At 53.9% G+C, this 19,109-nt stretch carries 17 protein-coding genes; 8 read left to right on the plus strand and 9 right to left on the minus strand.

What is annotated here, in order from left to right; all coding sequences use genetic code 11:
• Positions 1-2 precede the first annotated feature (2 nt).
• Both CLV58_RS14985 and CLV58_RS14990 read right to left on the minus strand, forming a co-directional pair.
• Positions 3-1,079 carry a glycosyltransferase family 4 protein gene (locus CLV58_RS14985; RefSeq protein WP_106138647.1) on the minus strand — a complete coding sequence of 359 codons (1,077 nt, stop codon included), beginning with the start codon at positions 1,077-1,079 and terminating at the stop codon, positions 3-5.
• Between the two features lie 86 nt (positions 1,080-1,165).
• Positions 1,166-2,791 (minus strand): amidohydrolase family protein, encoded by a 1,626-nt coding sequence (locus CLV58_RS14990; protein ID WP_106138648.1) that lies wholly within the window; start codon positions 2,789-2,791, stop codon positions 1,166-1,168.
• Between the two features lie 78 nt (positions 2,792-2,869).
• On the opposite strand from CLV58_RS14990, the gene CLV58_RS14995 reads away from it, so the two are divergent.
• Genes CLV58_RS14995 through CLV58_RS15010 form a run of 4 tightly spaced genes read left to right on the plus strand, consistent with a single transcriptional unit; the run spans position 2,870 to position 5,234 of the window.
• Positions 2,870-3,100: a hypothetical protein gene (locus CLV58_RS14995; protein WP_106138649.1), complete on the plus strand. Its 231-nt coding sequence runs from the start codon at positions 2,870-2,872 to the stop codon at positions 3,098-3,100.
• Positions 3,097-3,510 (plus strand): type II toxin-antitoxin system VapC family toxin, encoded by a 414-nt coding sequence (locus CLV58_RS15000; protein ID WP_106138650.1) that lies wholly within the window; start codon positions 3,097-3,099, stop codon positions 3,508-3,510. Before CLV58_RS14995 ends, CLV58_RS15000 begins: the two co-directional genes overlap by 4 nt.
• On the plus strand, positions 3,507-4,454 hold the full coding sequence (locus tag CLV58_RS15005) for a hypothetical protein (protein ID WP_106138651.1): 948 nt from the start codon (positions 3,507-3,509) through the stop codon (positions 4,452-4,454). The genes CLV58_RS15000 and CLV58_RS15005 overlap by 4 nt, the downstream gene beginning before the upstream one ends.
• A 21-nt stretch (positions 4,455-4,475) precedes the next feature.
• A complete protein-coding gene (locus CLV58_RS15010; RefSeq protein ID WP_106138652.1) occupies positions 4,476-5,234 on the plus strand; it encodes a hypothetical protein in 759 nt (252 codons plus the stop codon).
• A 77-nt stretch (positions 5,235-5,311) separates the two neighbouring features.
• On the opposite strand, the gene CLV58_RS15015 is transcribed toward CLV58_RS15010, so the two are convergent.
• The 5 genes from CLV58_RS15015 to CLV58_RS15035 form a co-directional block, all read right to left on the minus strand.
• On the minus strand, positions 5,312-6,196 hold the full coding sequence (locus tag CLV58_RS15015) for a metallophosphoesterase family protein (RefSeq protein WP_106138653.1): 885 nt from the start codon (positions 6,194-6,196) through the stop codon (positions 5,312-5,314).
• A 20-nt stretch (positions 6,197-6,216) separates the two neighbouring features.
• Complete coding sequence (locus CLV58_RS15020) at positions 6,217-6,864, minus strand: hypothetical protein (protein WP_106138654.1); 648 nt, start codon at positions 6,862-6,864, stop codon at positions 6,217-6,219.
• A gap of 3 nt (positions 6,865-6,867) precedes the next feature.
• Positions 6,868-8,127, minus strand: coding sequence for a glycerophosphodiester phosphodiesterase (locus CLV58_RS15025; RefSeq protein ID WP_106138655.1), 1,260 nt, complete (start codon positions 8,125-8,127; stop codon positions 6,868-6,870).
• Positions 8,127-8,927 (minus strand): hypothetical protein, encoded by an 801-nt coding sequence (locus tag CLV58_RS15030; RefSeq protein ID WP_245882337.1) that lies wholly within the window; start codon positions 8,925-8,927, stop codon positions 8,127-8,129. The genes CLV58_RS15025 and CLV58_RS15030 overlap by 1 nt, the downstream gene beginning before the upstream one ends.
• Positions 8,928-9,064: 137 nt before the next feature.
• Positions 9,065-9,550: a group I intron-associated PD-(D/E)XK endonuclease gene (locus CLV58_RS15035; protein WP_106138656.1), complete on the minus strand. Its 486-nt coding sequence runs from the start codon at positions 9,548-9,550 to the stop codon at positions 9,065-9,067.
• Between the two features lie 594 nt (positions 9,551-10,144).
• Here CLV58_RS15035 and era point away from each other — a divergent pair.
• From era to CLV58_RS15055, 4 genes are all read left to right on the plus strand, one after another.
• Positions 10,145-11,065, plus strand: a complete 921-nt coding sequence (gene era / locus CLV58_RS15040) for a GTPase Era (RefSeq protein ID WP_106138657.1) — start codon at positions 10,145-10,147, stop codon at positions 11,063-11,065.
• Positions 11,066-11,155: 90 nt separating this feature from the next.
• The gene (der, locus tag CLV58_RS15045) at positions 11,156-12,463 is read left to right on the plus strand and encodes a ribosome biogenesis GTPase Der (protein ID WP_106138658.1); all 1,308 of its coding nucleotides are present in this window, start codon (positions 11,156-11,158) and stop codon (positions 12,461-12,463) included.
• Between the two features lie 81 nt (positions 12,464-12,544).
• Positions 12,545-13,468 (plus strand): DMT family transporter, encoded by a 924-nt coding sequence (locus CLV58_RS15050; RefSeq protein ID WP_106138659.1) that lies wholly within the window; start codon positions 12,545-12,547, stop codon positions 13,466-13,468.
• Between the two features lie 219 nt (positions 13,469-13,687).
• A complete protein-coding gene (locus CLV58_RS15055; RefSeq protein WP_245882338.1) occupies positions 13,688-13,978 on the plus strand; it encodes an ArsR/SmtB family transcription factor in 291 nt (96 codons plus the stop codon).
• Positions 13,979-14,061: 83 nt separating this feature from the next.
• Here the strand turns inward: CLV58_RS15055 and ruvB are convergent, their stop codons facing one another.
• Positions 14,062-15,090, minus strand: coding sequence for a Holliday junction branch migration DNA helicase RuvB (gene ruvB, locus CLV58_RS15060; RefSeq protein WP_106138661.1), 1,029 nt, complete (start codon positions 15,088-15,090; stop codon positions 14,062-14,064).
• 202 nt (positions 15,091-15,292) lie between these two features.
• Positions 15,293-19,021, minus strand: a complete 3,729-nt coding sequence (locus tag CLV58_RS15065; protein WP_211300860.1) for a PKD domain-containing protein — start codon at positions 19,019-19,021, stop codon at positions 15,293-15,295.
• Between the last annotated feature and the right edge of the window lie 88 nt (positions 19,022-19,109).

Genomic DNA, 19,109 nt, shown 5'->3' on the forward strand with positions numbered 1-19,109 from the left:
CACTACTGCGCCAGTCGCTGATAGCGTTTCCAGTAGTCGGCGGCCACGGCGGGCCAGGTAAATAAAGCCGCCTGTTTCTTCACCGCTGACTCGCGCAGCAAATCCTGCCCGAAATGATGCAGGCCATCGTGCACCGTTTTGGCCATACTCTCCGGTTCGAAATTCTCGAAATAGTAAGCTACCTTCCCCCCTACTTCGGGCAGGCTGGTCAGCGTCGAACTGAACACGGGCTTGCCGAACGTCATGGCTTCAGCGACGGGCAGGCCAAATCCTTCCGACAGCGAGGGAAACAGAAATGCGTCGCAATGCGCGTATAGCCACAACTTTGTCGACTCATCGACTGCACCGGGCATAAACAGCCGGTCGGCAACGCCCAGTTTGTCGGCCTGTTCGCGGATGTGCTGCGCGTAGGGATGCTTATCGGGTCCGGCCAGTACGAGCTTGTAGTCGGGGAAGGCTTCGAGCAGCGGCAGCAGCGTGTGCACGTTTTTCTTCGGGTGAATAACGCCCACAAACAGCAGGTACGGCGTATCAGCCAGACTGGCCACGGCAGGTGGTGTCTCAACAGGCGCTTTCGCCGGGTCGACAGCCAGGCCCGTATAAATCACGTCCAACGGCACATTCGCCGGTACGTTCAGGTGCGACCGGACTACGGAAGCGGTGTACGCCGAGCCGGCGGTGATCAACGTCGCCCGGTCGATCTTGCGTTGCAGCCGCGCCAGTTTACGCGCTTTCTTGGCGACGGAATAATCGGTCCGCTCCAGAAAATTCAGGTCGTAGATGGTCAGCATCAGCTTGCTGTTCCGCTGCCGGATCGGACTGGGTAAGTATGTCGAATCCTGATGCAGACAATGCCAGACGTCGTACGAACCGGGCACCCACAGCTTGCGCATCGCTGATGCTTCGATGTACTGCACATCCGACCCGAACACGCCCGTTTGTCCTTGGGGCACCAAAAACGTGAGCGTCCAGTCGGCGGGGCGTTGCCGAACCAGTTCCTGACTCAGATGCAGACAAACCTGCCCCAACCCGCTGTTGAGGTCCCGCATCCGCTCTGCATCAATAAAAAGAGAAGGCATTGATAAGAAAAGGTATAGACAGGATTACAGGATGAACAGGATTTGAAAAGCATCATCCTGTCAATCCTGTAATCCTGTCGAAAAAACTAGTTACCGCCGGAAAGCTTACCTGCTTTTGGTGCTACGCCCGGCTGCGTAATTTCAAATTTTTCGGTTGCCTTGGCGTCGGCCACGATTTTGCGGACGTCAGCCAGCAGTTTTTTAGCGTCGTACACCACACCGTCTTTTACCGTGTACGTAACCCCGCCCACACGCTCGACTTCGTTTTTCTCGTTGAGGTGGATAGCGCCCGTTCCGTACAGCGTTTTCAGATTGGCCAGTGGGTTTTCCTTGACGATCACAAAATCAGCCAGTTTGCCCACTTCCACCGACCCGATCTGATCGGCCATACCCAGTGCTTCGGCCCCTTTGATCGTAGCCGCCCGCACCACTTCGAGCGGATGAAAGCCCGCTTCGCGCAGGAGTTCGAGTTCGCGAATGTAGGCAAAACCGTAGAGTTGGTAAATAAACCCGGAATCCGAGCCCGTCGTGACGCGGCCACCCCGGTTTTTGTAGTCGTTGATAAAGGCCATCCAAAGCTGGTAGTTCTTTTTCCAGGCCACTTCCTGCTCCGTTCCCCAGTTTTGCCAGTACGATCCGTGCGAAATCCGACTGGGTCCGTAGAAGCGCCACAGACTAGGCAGCGTATAGTCGTCGTGCCACTCCGCCCGCCGGGCCAGCATCAGTTCACGGTTCGCTTCGTAGATGTTGAACGTCGGATCGAGCGTGAAGTCGAGTGCGATCAGCTCGTCCATCACTTTGTTCCAGCGGTCGGTACCGGGTTTGGCGGCCTGTTGCCAGAGATTCCCCGCTTCCGTAAACCGGTCCTGCTCATTGTTATAGTTATAGGTAGCCGGATAGTTCTGCACGGTTTTGTCTTCGAACAGGGCTTCGGGCAGACCGTACCAGTGCTCCATCGACGTCAGTCCCGCCTTGGCCGTTGCCAGCGCATTCATCCGGGCCACTTCCAGCTGCGCATGGTGGCAGGCCGACCGCAGGCCCAGCTTCTTATTTTCTTCCAGCGCGGCCCGGAACACCGTGGGTTCGGCCCCGAAAAACTTGATTCCGTCGGCACCGCGTTTGGCGTTCTGCTGCACCCACGCCCGTGCCTGTTCGGCTGTCGTGATCGACTCTTTGGCCCCCTGCCCGAATACGGTATACGCTTTGATACGCGGGGCTATGATTTCGTTGCGATCGCTTTTCGCCCGCTGATCGAGCACCCAGTCGAGACCATTCCCGCAGCTTGGGTCGCGAATTGTCGTGATACCGTGTCCCAGCCAGAGTTTGAACACATAGTCGGCACTGGCACCCTGCGCCTGCCCGCCGATGTGCCCGTGCATGTCGACAAAGCCCGGCATCAGGTACATCCCGTCGCAGTTCAGTTCTTTGTCGGCTGGTCCGGATGTCGGTCGGCTTTTCGGGTCGACGGGGACACCTGGATAGCCAACCTGTTTGATCTGGGCAATCCGATTTTTCTCGACCACAATATCGACGGGCCCCATCGGGGGTGCCCCGGTGCTGTTGATGAGCGTAACGCCCCGGATAATCAGCCGGCCGAATGGCCCGTCGCCCTGATTACGCGCCGACGCTTTGTCGACCTGCGCCCGCACCAGCTGACTATTGACAGCCAGCAACAAACAACCAACGATCAGTTTTCGTATAACTTTTGGCATCGCAAACAACGTTAGAAGACTAAGCTAGTCAGCAAGATACACAGCCGTCCACTAGATTTGACAAAAATTAGCCCTGTTATGTCCACAGTCATCATTCATGTTCCAGATGAGAAGAAGGATGTGCTTATTAATTTCCTTCGCTCAGTACCATACGTAACGGTCGAAAACGACCAACCAGTGCCGACCCAAACAACGGATTGGCAACAGCTACGAGGTGCGTATGCGCACGTGGGAATTACGTCGGCTATGTTGGCGCAGGAAAATCAAATTGAAAAAGAGCGCGAGCGTAACCAGCCATTCCCTCAATGACTACTTACGTTTTAGACACTAATGCAGTACTGGCTTATCTGGTGGGCGAACCGGGCACCGACGTAATCGAAGCCCTGTTTATCCGCGCGGAAGCTACTTTGTGCCAACTATACATGCACGCTATCAATGCATACGAGCTGTATTATCAGTTTTATCGACATAAAAATGAAGACGAAGCAAATCAGCTTTGGCGCAATATTCTTCAATTGCCGCTCACTGTTTTGTATACGTTTAATGAGGAAATTGTAAAAACGGCAGGTCGGATGAAAGGAACATTTAACTTGTCTGTTGCCGACTCGTTTTTACTGGCGCAGGCCATCCTACTCGATGCCACCGTCGTCACATCCGATCACCACGAGTTAGATACTGTCGATCAAACGGGTACTGTATCTTTTCACTGGTTCCGATGAAAGCCTTCGTCACGAAACACTTCCTGCTCCTCGTCATCGTCGCGGCTATCGTATTTGCCCTGGCGATGAAAGCAACCATCTTTCAGCAGGCGACGGTTCACGACGTACCGATGACCGAGCCATCTGCCTCCTTTCGACAGTACTGGCTCAGCGGTAAAGCCGAGTTGAACCGCTATAGTCTGGAACAGGCGCAGTACGGCGCGCTGAACGCCGGCGATGCGATGCTGATTTTCGCTACCGAAGATTTTCGGACCGATCTGCACGTCAAAGCAGAAACGCCCGAAAGCCGCGACAAGGCCGTGCCGGTGCTGAAAACGAACCTGGTCAAACGCTTTACGACCGGCATTTACGATTATTCGCTGTTTACGTCGGTATTCACCCCTATCAACAACCCTACGTTTCCGAATACACTGAAAGTCAGCACCTCGGAACAGGACTGGCTCGGGCACAGTTACCTGCAAATCGACTATGGCAACAACGGCTATCAGATCGACGGCCGATCGTATCTTGAAAAGGAAGTCCACGACGCGTACTCCGTGCCGAAGGTCATGCTGGAAGACGAACTCTGGAATCGCATCCGGCTCGATCCGGGCAAGTTGCCGACAGGCTCGATCAAGCTGATTCCGGGAACGATGACGGCTCGACTGCGGCACAAGCGGCTGGACCCGCTCGACGCAACGGCCAAACTCGACGATTACGAGGGCGTACTGTTTCCGGGTCGCAACCTGAAAGCGTACCGACTCGAATACCCGACCGACGAGCGTAATCTGATGATTGTGTTCGAATACGTGTTTCCCTACAAAATCGTCGGCTGGACGGAAACCTATACAAGCAACGACAACCTTCTGACCTCCCGTGCCGTTCTGAGAACAACCATTCAGTCGGATTACTGGAATCATAATGCCCCGGCCGACAGTGTGCTGCGCGACACACTGATGCACTAGTCGCCCCCAACCCAATCCTGTATGCGATTTATTCCCCTCCTGCTCCTACTTTTTCTGGCTGCCTGTTCGTCGAACAAAGACAAGCCTACTAAAACTGACGAGCCTACGTTCACCGTCATTTTTCTGGACAAAACCCGCTCCGTGAACATCAACAAGGCGTTCGTCGCCCGGAAATATCAACAGGCTATCAACGAGATCATCGAGCAGAATATCCACCAGAAAGGCGACCGGCTGGAGGTGTATTTTATCCACGAAAACACGGCGAAAGCCCGCGCCCTGAACCTGACCGTACGCAGCGAGATGGAGGACGTATCAGCCGCCAGTCCGACGGATCGTGAAGCGGCCGAAACAGAATTTACCCTGCTGCTGAACCGGGAGAAAGCGCAGATGCGCCAGCGCGTGTTGCAGGAACTGGCCGAGCAGAACACCGGCTCCTCGAATCAGGCAACCGACATCTGGGCGAGTTTACCCGTACTGGCCAAAGCCAACGAATCGGGGGCTACGGTCAAGGCGTACTACCTCAGCGACATGGTGGAAAGTGTTAAGGGAAGCAACCGGCGCGACTTTCAGGTGAAGCCTCCGAAAGACAACGCACAAGCCGAAGACTGGGCCAAAACCGATGCCAAATCGCTGAAACGGTACGAGATCGGTAGCCCCGACATCACGATGATTTTACCCTTCGAACCCAACGCGTCGGTAAAGCAAAACAACCCTACCGTGACCCAGTACTGGCAAACACTATTCAACGAGCTGGGCGTCGCCAGCGTTGAAGAACAGTAGGTGGTTTACCCCCGGTCCCTGAAGGGGGAGGAACTCCCTTTTGGCTCCTCCCCCTTCAGGGACCGGGAATAATCAAGTTATTCCGTCGTTGCGGAAGCTACTTCCGTACCGATCGAGAATTCATAGCCAACGCTGAAACCAGAAAAGTCGCGTTTCAGGCAGTACGATGTCAGTACCAGTCCGTCGCCGTCGCGCCGGACGGAGAGGTAATGAAACATAGGTTTGTACTCCGTAGCCAGATCGGGCAGGCGGCTGGGCGACGTGTTCAACGGTTGCCGTAGTCCCCCCCCGCCACCAATCACCAGGAACGTTTTGCCCTCAAATTCGTAGCGCTCGAAGGCGTGCGAATGGCCCGTGATAAACAGTTTTGCTTTTGGCGACGCAATGTAGGCGGGTACAAAACGCTGTTGCACCAGTTTCGATGAACCTACCAGCTTGCTGTTCGAATACGGCGCGTGGTGACAGGTAACGATAATGACATGGATAGCCGGGTCGGCATCGAGCACAGTCAGTATATCTTCGTACCACGACTGCTGCTTTACAATCTCGTCGCTCGACATGGTACTGAAGTTAGAGTTCAGCATGACAACGGCAATACCGTCGGTCACCTGCACGTAGCCGGTATTGACGTGATCCGGGAAGCGCAGCTGAAAATTACGGGCACCTTTGCGGGGTCGACCCATGACGTCGTGATTGCCCATAATGGCATACACCGACGTACCGACCGAGCGGCACTTCTCCAGAAACTGATCGATGGTGCGCCATTTCCGGGTCCGGAAACCCAGCGACACAATGTCGCCCAGCCAGTACAGGACCGTAGGGTGTAGTTTGACGATATGGTCCAGAATCGTCTGGGTTGCTTTGGTATTCTGGTGCGTCCGCAGTACCAGCCGTTCGACAAACATTGGGGCCTGCGTATCACTCAGGAACAGAATATCGGGATGTTGTTCGGTGTCGTTCATGCGTAGTTATCATTCACTTGTTACCAACGTATCAGCCGGTAATTCAGTTGTAGCTGGGCGGCAAAAGCTGCGTTTTGCGACGCGACGGCATCGTACCATTTCAACTCGCCCGACACCCGGAAGCGGGGACCAAGAGGTTGCGTGTAGGAAGCAGCGGCCATCCAGCCCAGACTGATCGTGCTGGTCTGTACGATACTTTCGTAATCGAGCCGGGAATGAACGATGTAGACGCCCGTCCCACCCGTTACGGATAAGCGCCGGGCAATACTGCGTTCGTTGCCACTGAGCCAGGCTAATGGCATCTGGAAAATAGCCAGCGTGGGAATAGCCGACACGTAGACGCGCCCTTCCGTATTATTGACGCGACCCCGGTACGAATACATCGTCGTCCAGCCACTTTCCAGGCCCAGCCGCAGCCGGTGATCGGGTACCCACAGTGCCCGGACCGTCAGGGGAACGCCAAAGCGGCTAAGCTGTGTGTTGGATAGCGTAGCGGGAACGCCTAAGTGTGTCGAGTAATAGGATAAGCCCCCACCCACCGACAGGACAACGGAGTAAGGCCCCCGCGTCCGGCCCGTATCGGCCACCGCCCGTTTTTGGGCCAATGCTGGTGTTGCCAGTGTACCGAGTACCAGCAAACCCAGCGTAAATTTGACTACGTAGTTCATGGCTTACTGTTGTATGTAGTGGTAGTAGGCAACAACGCAGGGGTAATTCGACAGAATACCATCGAAACGGGTGCGGTCGATAAACTCCTGAATGAACTGCGGCTCGTCCAGGGTCCACACAAACACGGACCGCCCTTCGGCTTTCATCACGTCCACTTCCGCTGACTGATCGCCCAGTGTCCAGCGGGGAGCCCAGATGTTGGCGTTGATACTACGAGCGATACTGGTATCAAGCTCGCACAGCACGGGTGTATCGGCTTTTTCGGGTAAATCCCGGTAAAGCGAGACAGCTTCATCGCTTGGCAGACCAATCACAATCTGCAAGGACCGGCCGGCGGCTTTCGCCCTTTGCATGTACGTACGCTGAATGGATTGTACCTGCGTCATCGACCGCACGTATTTGGTATCGAGCCAGACAAAACTCAGGTCGGTATTGTTGACCACCGTTTCCAGTGCTTCCTCCAGTGTTGGAATCTTCTCGCCGTTCACCAGTCGTACGAACGTAGCAAGCTGTTGATAGGTATACGATTCGATAGCCCCGGCCAGCCCGTTTTTCTGGATCAACCGCAGGTTCAGCGTATTGTCGTGGTACAGAATCGGTATGCCGTCTTTCGTATAACGCACGTCGACTTCGATACCTGTCGCCCCCAGCCGCGACGCCATTTTGATGATTTCCAGTGAGTTTTCCGACGCGGGCAGTAAATCGGACGTTCGGCCGCCTGCCCGGTGCGCAAGAATCGAGAACGATCGCGAATTCAGTGGTCGGGTGTAGGTCATCGTCAGCTTCTTGCTGGGCAAAACTCCGTCGTTACCATACGCCCCACTGATTACGAGCGTGTCGCCGGTGGCCAGCGACCCTGAAAATGGGCTGACAACACCATTCCGCCGAACATTTACCGTCAGTTGCACCAGGCCGATCTCCGTATTTTGCAGCCGACGCCAGTATCCAGACACGCCCAGACCGTTGAGCTGTTGCTGCGGCTCCATGTCAAAATACCCAACGTTCGACGTATACACGGACAGGTGGTGCGACGTGTCGGCTCCGTTGCGGATGTACGTCCACTTCAAAACGACCTGCGGACCAAATACGTCGGAACCATCGGTAACCGTATAGACGCCGTTAATGGCCTGTCGAACCGACGTCGAGAAGCGACCCGCTCCCGTAGCGGCCGAAAACGTGTACGGCACGGGGGCGTCGTATTCCTTACGGCACCCCGTCAAGGCGGCTATCAATAGCCCGAACAGAAGTAGATAACGTGTCATCACAGGATGAAGCCGAAGATTAACTGGGGGTAGAACAGATTACGGTCGAACGTGTCGTAGAGCGACCAGAGCTGCCAATTGAAACTGGAGTAAGCCGCCCGAAAGCCTAACGTCACATGTTTTTTGTCGTACAATGGTTGCTCGACGGCGAAGGTCACAGCCAGGCCGTTATAGCGGATCGCATTACGTTCAATCGAGAGGTTGCCTACCTGCGACTTGTAGTACGCGTCGATGATGGCTTCTCCCTTTATCGTTGCCTGGATATCGCGCGTAAAGCGATACCCAACCGACACGTTCGGAAAATTCTGCATCCCGTGCGCCTGACTGTCGAACACATCTTTTATCTGTAGAGCCCCAAACCAGACATGCATGTCATCGCCCGCCGAAACGAACAGTCGATCCGTAATGGGCGCTGCATAGCGTACGCCGATTCCGACGTTACTCTGTACAATCTGTGTCTGAATACGACTGTTGATAAACCAGTGTTTACTGATACCACGCTGGAGATTGAAATCGATGGCAGGTACGCTGACACGGATCTCTTCAGTTAGTTCGGGCGGGGTGGTTGTGAAGACGGCACCTATCGAGTAGCGCCACCGTCCCGGTATGGGTGCCTGCGGAAAGTAAATCCCCGGCCGACGTACCCCCGGCTGGATGGCCCGTGGATGATTTTCCGGGAGCGGTTGCCGCATACGCCGGGCCGACGAACGGGGCGCGGTCGAGTCCGCAGATACCTGCCGCCGTTGTGCATGTACCGACAACCCGGCAAGCAGTAGCCCGACCGTTAGCAGCCCCGTCAAACGTATCGGTAAACCAGAAGAGATCATTGTAGCCAGCGTGTGAGATCAGAAGACATAAACCACGACGACCGGATTTATGTTGCGACGCGCACGTTCAAGCGGCACTACCGATACCAAGTAGGGCTACACTAACTCAGCTACGACGCCAAACCAGCGATTTCAGCATCTGTCGACTCATTCCGTACCAGCACAGATTCGGTTGTCTGACTCAGTATATGCCATGCCTCTCTATAAACAGCTGATCGGGGCTTACGCTGCCGTTTGTCCGATTCTACCAAATGGATTTCCGAGCCATACGCGATAAAGTCCTGCACAGGTATGACGTAGAAAACATGCAGGGAATCAACATAAACAACGGCAAAGTCGAAGTCGGTCAGTTGATACACTGCGCGTACCATCACGCGTCGATTCGTCTTTGTACGCCGGGTATCGACGACAAAATTTCCCCGCTTCTCATCGAACCAGGCACTCTTGACCTGAATACGTACCAACTGTCCGGCAATATCGAAAACAAGGTCATAAGGTAATCGGTCACCTATTGGTTTGCATACCCCCCAGCCGAGTTTGAGCGCCTTAAGAATCACGGCCTGCTCGGCAATATCCCCTTTCTGTTTTGTCAACATGTGATGTGGATTGTCGCTAGATAAGCTGTAAAACGAAAAACCCCACTGAATTTCAGTGGGGTTTTCTTAGTAGCGGGAGCTGGACTCGAACCAGCGACCTTTGGGTTATGCTTACTACTACAGTTTTCACTGCCTCTGCCTTCGCAGCGTTTGTAGTCTGGACTGTCTCTTCACCCTCGTCTAACTTCGTTAGGGTGCCCACCATTCAGTCTCTACACCTTCCAAAAGTTTCCTTTTGGCTTGGCTCGGGATTACCGCACTACCGGCTTCCCCGAATTTGGCAGGTTAACATACTGGTGTTTCCCCCAGTACCGCCCATGAATTACAAAACTTGGATTTTCATCCATCACACGACAACGTGCTTATCGTGCGATCAGGTCTTGCAATTACCGTTATCATTTTACTGATAACCTTAAGCCCAACGAGCTACCAACTGCTCCATCCCGCGGTGTTGTGAGTGCAAAAGTACGACAGCTTTTGAGAATTACAACTACCTTTGTCAAAAAAAAAGTTTGCGGCTCGCGGAAACGTTTTTAAAAAAGCCGCCGTTGTTTGCAAAAGCCGCTGACAATCAGTCAGCGGGATCACCTACGAATGAATACACAAGTCATAGAAAATTCGCCGGCCGACCATAAGGCCGGCTTCGTCAGTATTGTCGGCAAGCCTAACGTCGGCAAATCCACCCTGATGAATCAGCTCGTTGGCGAGCGCCTTTCCATTATCACGTCGAAAGCCCAGACCACCCGTCACCGCATCATGGGTATCCTCAACGGTACGCATGAAGGTCAGGAGTTTCAGCTCGTTTACTCCGATACGCCGGGCATCATCAAGCCGCTGTACAAGCTGCATGAGTCGATGATGAGTTTTGTGCGGGGTTCGATCGAAGATGCCGATGTGGTTCTGTTCGTAACCGATATTTTCGAACAGCACGACGAAAACGACGTCATCGAGCGCCTGCAAAAGTCGGAAGTACCGATCCTGCTGCTAATCAACAAGGTCGATCAGGCAACGCAGGAACAGGTGCAGGAAAAGATCGAGTACTGGAGCAATCACTTCCGGGCCGACGCGATCATCCCCATTTCGGCGCTGAACAATTTCAACATCGACCAGGTGTTCGATGCCATCATCACGCGGCTTCCACAGCACCCACCTTATTTCCCGAAAGATGAGCTGACCGATAAGCCGGAGCGCTTCTTCGCGTCGGAAATCATTCGGGAAAAGATCTTCCTGAACTACAAGAAGGAAGTGCCTTACAGTAGCGAAGTCGTTGTGATTGGTTTCAAGGAGAAAGACGACATCATCGTCATTCAGGCTGAAATTCTCGTCGAACGGCCTACGCAGCGGGCGATCCTGCTGGGTGAAGGCGGTAAGATGATTAAGAAAACGGGCATTATGGCTCGTGAAGAACTCGAACGGTTTTTCGGCAAAAAAGTATTTTTAGAACAGTTCGTCAAAGTAGAGCCCGACTGGCGTCAGAAAGATCGCATGCTGCGCCGACTCGGTTACGACGAATAAACGGAAGGAATGCCGTAGCAAACCGGCAGGCCACCCGTCATACCCGCGCTGAAGCCTGCTCGTGCCGTTTCGTTCTTTCCCCTTCAACTCATGGCAAATATTGTAGCAATCGTTGGCCGCCCAAACGTGGGTAAGTCCACGCTGTTTAACCGTCTGACGGAACAGCGCCAGGCCATTATGGACAACCAGAGCGGGGTTACCCGCGACCGCCATTACGGTACGGCCGAGTGGAACGGTGTTTATTTTACCGTTATCGATACGGGCGGCTATGTCGTCGGCTCGGAAGACGTCTTCGAAGAATCGATTCGGGAGCAGGTCGAAATTGCCATTCAGGAGTCGACCGTACTGCTGTTTATGGTTGATACCCAAACGGGCATCACCGGGCTTGATGAGGATTTTGCCAACGTGTTGCGCCGGTCGAAGAAGCCGGTATACATCGTGGCAAACAAAGCGGAATCAGCCGAGCGTTCACAGGGCGCGGCTGAGTTCTACAGCCTGGGCCTGGGTGACCCCTACGCGATTTCGTCGATGACGGGTTCGGGTACGGGCGATCTGCTCGATGAGGTCGTGAAGCACTTTCAGGGACCGGGCGTGGAAGACCCTGATGCCGGTATTCCTAAAATCGCTATCCTCGGCCGACCGAACGTGGGTAAATCGTCGTTCCTGAACGTTCTGACCGGACAGGAACGTAGCATTGTCACCGACATTGCCGGAACAACCCGCGACGCCATCAACACCCGGTACAAAGCGTACGGTAAAGATTTCATTCTTACTGATACGGCTGGTATTCGGCGCAAAGCCCGGGTGCAGGACAACATTGAGTTTTACTCGACACTGCGTTCGATAAAGGCGATGGAAGAGTCGGACGTTTGTATCGTCATGCTCGACGCTACACGCGGACTGGAAGCGCAGGACCTGAACATCATCGGGCAGGCGGTGAAAGCCAAGAAAGGCGTTGTCATCATGGTCAACAAATGGGACGCCGTGGAGAAGGATCACCGCACCGCCGACGTACTGCGGAAGGAAATGATTCAGCGGATGATGCCGATTGACTACGTCCCGATCATCTTCGCGTCGGTTCACGAGAAGCAGCGCATTTTTCAGGTGATGGAAAAAGCAATGGAAGTGTATGAGAACCGGGGCAAGAAAGTGACGACGTCGAAACTCAACGACGCGCTGCAACCCGACATCGAGAAATTCCCGCCCCCATCGCTGAAGGGTAAAATGATTCGGATCAAATACATGCTACAGGTACCGACGCCCTCACCGACGTTCGTCTTTTTCTGTAACCTGCCGCAGTATGTACAGGAATCGTATCAACGGTTTCTGGAAAACCGAATTCGCGAACATTTCGACTTTACCGGTGTACCGCTAACGCTGTTCTTCCGACAGAAGTAACGGCTTCGACTACTCGTTCAGCACTGATGCGACCGGAGTCTGTCGCGTCAGTGCTTTTTTGTGTTCATCAACAGCGCAGACATGGAAAATCGTGGTCATTATTGGGTAGGGGTTGGTTTTGTGCTGCTGTCGGCGTTCTGCTTTGCCTGTAAAGGCATTCTGATCAAGCTGGCCTTTCGTTACCCGATCGATCCCATTGCGTTGTTGACGTTGCGCATGGCGTTCTCGCTGCCTTTTTATCTGGCTATTGGTCAGTACCTAAACCGCGCAGAGGGCCCGGTTACGCTCTCGCGCCGGGAGTGGCTGACTCTGGCGGCTGTCGGTATTACCGGCTATTATTTCGCCAGCCTGTTCAACTTCATTGGCTTACTATACATATCGGCCAGCCTGGAGCGGATACTGCTGTTCGTTTACCCAACGTTTGTGCTACTGCTAAATGCGATCGGTTTTGGTCGCCGGGTAACCCGCCAACAGCTACTAGCGCTGTTGCTGACGTATGCCGGTATACTACTGGCGTTTGTCGGCAACATTCGCCTGTCGACACAACAGGACGTAGCTCTTGGTGCCTTCTGGGTAATATTGAGTGGGCTGGTTTACGCGCTGTATCTGGTCGGTAGCGAATCGGTTATGCGTCAGCTTGGCTCACAGCGATTTACCTGTTACGCCATGATAGCCGCTACCGTTCCGACCCTTATTCACGGTACGATAGCGTCGGGTACTGCCCTGTTTCATTATCCGACGACTGTCTATTGGCTGGGCGTACTGATGGCGCTCTTCGTTACGGTTTTACCGACGTTCATGATGGCCGAAGGCATCAAGCGGGTGGGTGCGAGCAACACGTCGATCATTGCCAGTATCGGCCCAATTTTCACCATCGGGTTATCCACCACAATCCTGCACGAAGCCATCAGCTGGCAGCAGCTCGTGGGTACAGGTCTGGTTCTGTCGGGCGTCTTTTTAACCAGCTGGCGCCGAACGAAAAGATCGACGTATGTACCCGACTAGGTATGTTTTTTCAACCGCTTGATTGTGAGTCGCTAATTTACGAAGCAGTTAATTTGCTGACTTATAAACCTGTTTTCATTCCTAAATAGAAAGTAATCGGACCTTTGGATAAATTCATATATACCTTTAGTCTGTTAATCATGTCTATTTTATGGGTTTGCCACTAATTTCACCGAGTAAGCTTCCTCGTATTTTCTCTCAATGGTACCCAACACAGTTATGGAAAACGATAAACAGATCGACAAAGCGGCCTACGTCCTGAAAGCCGTTGCTCATCCGCTCCGTATTCGGATCATTCAAATGCTCAATGAAAACACGGAGCTGAATGTATCGACGATCTACAAAAACCTGAACGCTGAGCAATCACTGATTTCCCATCACCTGATCAACATGCGCGACAAGGGTATTCTGGATATCCGGCGCAGCGGCAAGAATATTTTCTATTTTCTTGTCGATACGGCCGTTGCTGAAATTATCGAATGCATTTACAAGAGTAAGATCGTTCAGTAGCTGATTCGTTCAAAAACGGGCTGTCCCGACCACCGCTAGCGTTCGACGCAGATCGGTGATCGGGACAGCCCGTTTTCAGCTAATTAATTGAAGAGTTCGCCGGGCCGCATGGGCGGCATGACACCCAGGTGGTGGTAGGCTTTCTCGGTCGCTTCCCGACCACGCGACGTACGCTTTAGAAAACCTTCCTGAATCAGAAACGGCTCGTACACTTCCTCGATCGTTTCCGACTCCTCTCCGCAGGCGGTGGCAATCGTCGTGATGCCTACCGGTCCACCTTTGAACTTCTCGATGATCGTCGACAGGATGCGGTTGTCCATGTCATCCAGCCCGTTCTGATCGACGTCGAGCGCACTCAGCGCGATTTCGGCAATGTCGACGTTGATAATGCCATTTCCTTTCACCTGTGCAAAATCGCGGGTCCGGCGCAGCAGGTTGTTGGCAATACGCGGTGTACCCCGGCTCCGACGGGCAATCTCGAAGGCTCCGGTTTCGTCGATGGGCGTACCCAGGATAGCCGACGAGCGCTGAACGATACTGGTCAGTAGTTTTGCGTCGTAATATTCAAGCCGGCAGCTGATACCGAATCGTGCCCGCAGGGGCGACGTCAGCATACCTGCGCGGGTTGTCGCACCGATCAGCGTAAACGGATTGAGCTTAATTTGTACCGTGCGCGCATTCGGCCCCGAATCGAGCATGATGTCGATCTTGTAATCTTCCATCGCCGAATACAGGTACTCCTCTACAATGGGATTGAGCCGGTGAATCTCATCGATAAACAGCACGTCGTTTGGCTGTAAATTCGTCAGCAGGCCGGCAAGGTCGCTGGGTTTGTCGAGTACCGGGCCGGACGTCATTTTGATGTTGGCGTTCAGCTCATTGGCGATGATATGCGAGAGTGTGGTTTTGCCTAATCCCGGCGGGCCGTGGAGCAACACGTGGTCGAGCGCATCGCCCCGCTGCATGGCTGCCCGCACAAACACTTCCAGGTTTTCAAGCACTTTTGCCTGCCCCGTAAAGTCTTCGAACGACAGCGGTCGTAGTGCCCGTTCGATCTCTTTATCGGTGGCCGTCATGCCCTCACCCGATCCTTTCAATACGTCGTTTCGCATGGCTTTTTTATTGGTACGGAATCTACCCTAAAACGGCCTTAGAAAGCTATTTTCGGCAGATTCGCTTCCTTCAAATTTACGAAAAAATACCCGGAAAATCAGCGATTTCGCCGGCTTTTCCCCGGTCGTACGTAGCAACTTCCTGCGCATAAAAAAAGCCCGAACAGTGACTCCTGTCCGGGCTTCCTGACAATCGTTCCTACTAGCGAACCAGCAGTACCGACCCACGCTTGACAAGCTTTCCACGATCGGGAAATGACTCGCTTTTATAGGTGAGTACGTACGGATACAACATCGACGGATAGTCGGACCCACGGTAGGTGCCGTCCCACTTCTGCTCCGGATTAGTCGACACGAAAATCACCTCACCCCAGCGATTATAAACCCGCATCTCGTAGTCGGTGATGTAGTTACTGAACACCTGGAACTGATCGTTGATACCGTCATTGTTGGGCGAGAACGCGTCGGGTACGTTCACACGGGGTTCGCACTGGTTGATTACGCTGGCCGTAGCTGAAGCAGTGCAGCCAAGCGGATCAGTAACCCGCAGGATGTAGTTTCCGACCTGGCTAACGGGTAGTATGCGAGCCGTATCGGCCAGGGGTCGTCCGTCGCTACCTAACCATCGAAATTGCAGGCCAGTAGCTCCATTGGCTACCAGTTGCGTTCGGCCCTGATCGCCGACACACAGAGCCGCCTGCTGCGTAAAGGAGAAGTTAGGTGCGGGTCGATCGGCAACCTGTACGCTACTGCTCCCCTTACACCCTGTCTGCGTATTGGTTACCGTGACGCTGTACGAACCCGGCTGACTGACGTTGATGGTCGGTGATGTGGCCCCATTGCTCCACTGATACACGTTTCCCGTCAGGTCGCCCGTTACCAGCGACAACGATACTGCCTGACCGATACACTTCGGTGGCGCAGCCGCCAACCGGGCAAATCCGGCGCTGTCTAGCCCAACTACGATACTGTCCCGATTAGCTTTACAGCCGTTGGCATCCTGCACCTGTACGTTATACCGCCCCGGTGCGGCTTTGTCGAAGATGGGTGTCGAGGCAATCAGGTTATTGTTCTGGTCGAGCCAGACGTAGGCCACCGCTGTTCCGCCCGTTATGTTCAGACTGATCGTGCCACTATTCGGTATGCTACAAAGCGCATCGCGCACAGTCGGCGTCAATGCCAGCTGGTTCGCTGTCGATTTGAGCTGAAACGCCGAGTCGACCCGGCAGGTGTGCACGCTATCGGTTACGCGCACGCTATACCGCCCTTCGACTAAGTTTGTCAGCTGGGCGGTTCCCGGTAGTACAGCACCGTCAGTTCGTGTCCAGGCGTACGTATACGTGTAGCTGCCGGCTGGCGTAACCGTTAGCGCGATGGCTCCATCGGCCGACGTACAGGAGCGTGGACCAGTCAGCGCAGCCCGCAATTGAATTTTAGGCAGTTCGCTGACCCGAATCGTATCGCTGTTTTCACAGACAGCATTATCCGTTGGGAATGTTGCCGTCACACTATATACGCCAGCAGCTGTCGTGGTAATCGTCTTCGTTGTGGCTCCCGTATTCCAGCGGAAGTTTCGCCAGACCTGCTGTGGTACGGTCAACTCAATAGTCAATTTATAACAGGTTAGTGTATCGGGACCCAGATTGAGCGAAGGCACTGGCCTGATCTGCACCCGAATCGTATCGCTCTTATAACACTCACCGTTCGAGGCAAAACCGATAGCGTAATAGAAACCCGGTTGGGTAAACGTAATCGTCTTCTGTCGCCCCGCCACAGCGCCGTTGACCAGCCAGACGTAGTTGGTTGCCGGTACTTTCAGATCGAGCGTAATACCTCGTCGGTTACAAATCACTGTGTCAGGCCCCAAATTCATCTGCTCGGGCGTTGCCAGAATCGTGATTGTCCGGTCAATAATTGTATCCTTACAAATCCCGCCCGTGCTGTTTTGTGTCACGATATGAAAGCTAACCTTATACTGCCCCGGCTGCTGATAGGTGTGCCGTTGTGGCTGCAATGCCGTCGTCGACACGGGCACGCTGCCATCACCGAAGCTCCAGGTGTAGGTTTCTTTCAGCTTGGGACAGTTTGGACTTCCCTGAAACACGGTTGGCTGACGGGCGCAGGTATCCGAGTAGGTAAAGCCCGGCCCACTCGACTGATCGTTAAAGTTCGACACCAGGTTGGGCAAACCCAGTTGGCTCGTCTTACCACCCAATGACTGACCCGCCGGATTGAAGCGTAGACTGTCGAGCAAACCGCCATTCGGATTTTCGATGGTCCCCAGGGTATTGCTACCTTTCACCGCTACATAGATTCGTCCGTCCGGGCCAATCTGTATCGACCCATACTGACGGGTTGAACTACTATCAATTACCGTTCGCGATCGGGCCAGGAGTGAGTCGGGCTGGTTCAGATCATAGCTAACGATGTAGGATAATCCTTTCTGACTACCGTCGCTGTTTGTGTCAGCCAGCATCGTTATGTACAGACTCTTACCGTCGGGCGAGAATTCGACACCGTACGCTTTCGGCGGGGCCGGCCCCAGGTCGATCGTTTTATTGTACGTAAGTGCGCCCGTTGAGTCATTGAAGGTAAACAGTTCGACGGAGTTGCGGGGTGGCCCCGGTACAACCACGGCCATCGGCCTGCTGGCACCGTTAACGCTGGCCGTATCCGCCGGGCCGATCTTCATATAGCCTTCACCGTTCACAGTCGCCGTAGCCGATGTGCCGCCGGTAATCGTCGTCGCCGATGATGGATTATCAGCCTTCGTCAGGTGGCGCACCTGATACTGGTTCGTACCGAAAACACGGTTGATTACCCAGAATGTCGAATCCCGTTCGTTCTTGACCGAAGCCGACTGCTCGGTGCCCTGGCCGGGCGCGTTGATGGGAATATTTTTTTGAATAACAGCACCTTTACCCTTCTCCTGGCGCATATCGACAATGCTGTAAGCCAGTTGCTTGGTGCCGTTAATTTCGGTAGTCGTGTATACGTAATAGAGATACTCACACCCACGACAGGTCGGTTTCGGCACGATCAGCGCCGATTGTGTGGAGCGCCTGTTTCCGCCCAGCCTGATTGGCGTAGCCGTAGCCGCAGAGTCTCTGGGGTCCAGCGATCTCAGAGGTTTGCCATCTTTCCCGTAGATGGTTATTCCGTCCGTGTAAAACAGCAATTGACCCTTCGTATTCGCAATTGAAGACGATCCTTCGATCGTGCTAAGGTTCCCATCTGTAATCGGTTTCGGGGTACCACCACCACCAAAATCCAGACCGGCGTTCTGGCCAAAATACCACTTTACCCCCTGCGACTCTTTCTTCTCACCGCAGACGTCTACGTTTATACGATCCTGGTACGTACAGCCGCTTTGGTTCGTCACTTCAACGGAATAGCAACCCGAACTGTCAACATCGATCGACTGTGTCGTCTGCCCTTTCGGGTACCAGAGAAAGGTCAGTCCTGACTGGGGGGGGCCGCTCGCATACGGGTCAAGCGTAATACGTTCGCCTTGACAGATAGTGGTATCCGTTCGCCAGCCAGCAAACGACTGCGGCCGGTCGAATATGGTAACAAACTGGCTGGTTGTTACCGTAGTCGCGCTAGTTGTTCTGGTTAACGTTACGGTATACGTACCCGCCTGCTGGAATACGTGATTAACCGCCGAATCAGCTACTGCTGTTTTCGTTACCGCGCTACTGCCATCGCCGAAATTCCAGACGCGCGTTGTTACGCCGGTGCGCTCCAGATCAACGAATCGAATCGAATCCGCGCCACAATCCCGATCGGGCACGCAAAACTTCTGCGTCGTCACGGTAAAGCTCTTTGGTTCCGTCTGTGCCCACGCGCTGCCAGCCCCCAAAAGCAGGCACAGCAGCCACAGCAGCCACAGCAACCCCGTTAAATGCGTACACTTTGTAAAGACTTTCATGGAACTGGCTGCTACCTGTATTCTCCCGCACAATTTCGCTCCTGCACATATCATACTATGGGAGCACTACGTTAGTATAAACGATGTT

Source organism: Spirosoma oryzae (assembly GCF_003002825.1).
GTDB classification, from domain to species: Bacteria; Bacteroidota; Bacteroidia; order Cytophagales; family Spirosomataceae; genus Spirosoma; species Spirosoma oryzae.

Excerpts from the sequence above, each read along its gene's own strand:
- CLV58_RS14985 (WP_106138647.1), bottom strand. The coding sequence starts at position 1,079 with ATGCCTTCTCTTTTTATTGATGCAGAGCGGATGCGGGACCTCAACAGC.
- CLV58_RS14990 (WP_106138648.1), bottom strand. The coding sequence starts at position 2,791 with ATGCCAAAAGTTATACGAAAACTGATCGTTGGTTGTTTGTTGCTGGCT.
- CLV58_RS14995 (WP_106138649.1), top strand. The coding sequence starts at position 2,870 with ATGTCCACAGTCATCATTCATGTTCCAGATGAGAAGAAGGATGTGCTT.
- CLV58_RS15000 (WP_106138650.1), top strand. The coding sequence starts at position 3,097 with ATGACTACTTACGTTTTAGACACTAATGCAGTACTGGCTTATCTGGTG.
- CLV58_RS15005 (WP_106138651.1), top strand. The coding sequence starts at position 3,507 with ATGAAAGCCTTCGTCACGAAACACTTCCTGCTCCTCGTCATCGTCGCG.
- CLV58_RS15010 (WP_106138652.1), top strand. The coding sequence starts at position 4,476 with ATGCGATTTATTCCCCTCCTGCTCCTACTTTTTCTGGCTGCCTGTTCG.
- CLV58_RS15015 (WP_106138653.1), bottom strand. The coding sequence starts at position 6,196 with ATGAACGACACCGAACAACATCCCGATATTCTGTTCCTGAGTGATACG.
- CLV58_RS15020 (WP_106138654.1), bottom strand. The coding sequence starts at position 6,864 with ATGAACTACGTAGTCAAATTTACGCTGGGTTTGCTGGTACTCGGTACA.
- CLV58_RS15025 (WP_106138655.1), bottom strand. The coding sequence starts at position 8,127 with ATGACACGTTATCTACTTCTGTTCGGGCTATTGATAGCCGCCTTGACG.
- CLV58_RS15035 (WP_106138656.1), bottom strand. The coding sequence starts at position 9,550 with ATGTTGACAAAACAGAAAGGGGATATTGCCGAGCAGGCCGTGATTCTT.
- era (WP_106138657.1), top strand. The coding sequence starts at position 10,145 with ATGAATACACAAGTCATAGAAAATTCGCCGGCCGACCATAAGGCCGGC.
- der (WP_106138658.1), top strand. The coding sequence starts at position 11,156 with ATGGCAAATATTGTAGCAATCGTTGGCCGCCCAAACGTGGGTAAGTCC.
- CLV58_RS15050 (WP_106138659.1), top strand. The coding sequence starts at position 12,545 with ATGGAAAATCGTGGTCATTATTGGGTAGGGGTTGGTTTTGTGCTGCTG.
- CLV58_RS15055 (WP_245882338.1), top strand. The coding sequence starts at position 13,688 with ATGGAAAACGATAAACAGATCGACAAAGCGGCCTACGTCCTGAAAGCC.
- ruvB (WP_106138661.1), bottom strand. The coding sequence starts at position 15,090 with ATGCGAAACGACGTATTGAAAGGATCGGGTGAGGGCATGACGGCCACC.
- CLV58_RS15065 (WP_211300860.1), bottom strand. The coding sequence starts at position 19,021 with ATGAAAGTCTTTACAAAGTGTACGCATTTAACGGGGTTGCTGTGGCTG.